This window comes from Methylobacterium sp. WL18, assembly GCF_008040015.1.
Classification (GTDB): Bacteria; Pseudomonadota; Alphaproteobacteria; order Rhizobiales; family Beijerinckiaceae; genus Methylobacterium; species Methylobacterium mesophilicum.
This window is the reverse complement of sequence record NZ_VRVD01001030.1, coordinates 1-1,063: the sequence shown is the minus strand read 5'-3', so window position 1 is coordinate 1,063 and position 1,063 is coordinate 1. Positions and strand designations below refer to the sequence as shown.

General features: G+C 72.2%; 1 protein-coding gene and 1 pseudogene. Both read right to left on the bottom strand.

Annotated features, from left to right (window positions below):
- Positions 1 to 837, bottom strand: an 837-nt coding sequence (locus tag FV228_RS30655; protein ID WP_147857846.1) for a HAMP domain-containing protein, incomplete at its 3' end; no start/stop codon positions are given.
- Positions 838 to 881: 44 nt separating this feature from the next.
- Positions 882 to 1,063 (bottom strand): annotated as a pseudogene (locus tag FV228_RS30650) (chemotaxis protein CheW); the annotation flags it as partial.

The following is a 1,063-nucleotide window of genomic DNA, read 5'->3' as shown; positions in this document are numbered from 1 at the left end:
GGCGAGGTCGGACAGGTTGTCCACCATCGCGTTCAGGGTCCGCCCCAGGCGCGCGATCTCGTCGCCGCCCCGCATGTCGAGCCGCCCCGACAGGTCGCCGTCGCCGACCCGCTGCACGAACCCCATCACGGCTTCCAGCGGGCGCACCACCGCCTGCCGGATCAGCCAGGTGACGATGATCGCCAGCAGCACGGCGGCGGCCAGCGTCAGGTAGATCGACAGGCGCGAGCGCTCGTAGACCTCGTGGGCTGCGCGCTGCCCCAGGGCCATGCCGCCGTCGAGCAGGGTGCGCAGGTTCGTGATGCCGCCCAGGAACGGCGCCTGCAGCCGGCTGATCTCGTCGTTGCGCGCCTCGACCCCGGCGACGTCCTGCCGGGCGATGGCGGCGAACTGCGCCTCGCTGACGCTCCGCACCTCCCGGAACGAGCGCTGCACCTCCGCCGCCGCATTGGCGATCCGGTCCCAGACGGCGTTGCGCTCGGTGGTTATCGACTGGGTTCGGTATTCGCCGGCCAGTTGCATCGTGGCAGCCAGGCCGCTCTCGATCTGGGCGGCGGTCCGGCGCCAGGTCGTCACGGTGTCGTCGGGGCGCGTCGGCCGACCTTGCGCCTGCGACAGCATCGCGATCACGGCACTACGGCGCAGGAGCCCGAGGTCCCGGGCTTGGTTGCCGAGGTCGTCGAGCTGGCGCAGCACCGCCATGTCGCGCCGCACGATGGCGTCGGTGGTGTCGCGCACCGCCCCGATCTGCTCCAGCGCGTAGAAGCCGAGCGCCACGATCACCACGGTGACCGCTACGAAGCCGAGGAGGATGCGTCTTCCGATCGAGAACGTCACGGTCGGGGCTGGCTCCGGTGGAGGGAGGGGGCGCGGACGGGATTTTAGGGCAGCACGCGGCGCAGGAGGCGGGGAAGGTCGACGACGACGAAATCCGGTCGGCCGTCGCCGGCCGAGGCGGGGGCATAACCCGAAGCGGCGGCGTTTCCCAATCCGGCCGGATCGGCATCCTCCGCCGGCCCGGCGGCGGAAGCGCCCGGAGCGGCGGCGATGCCCAGCACCCGGT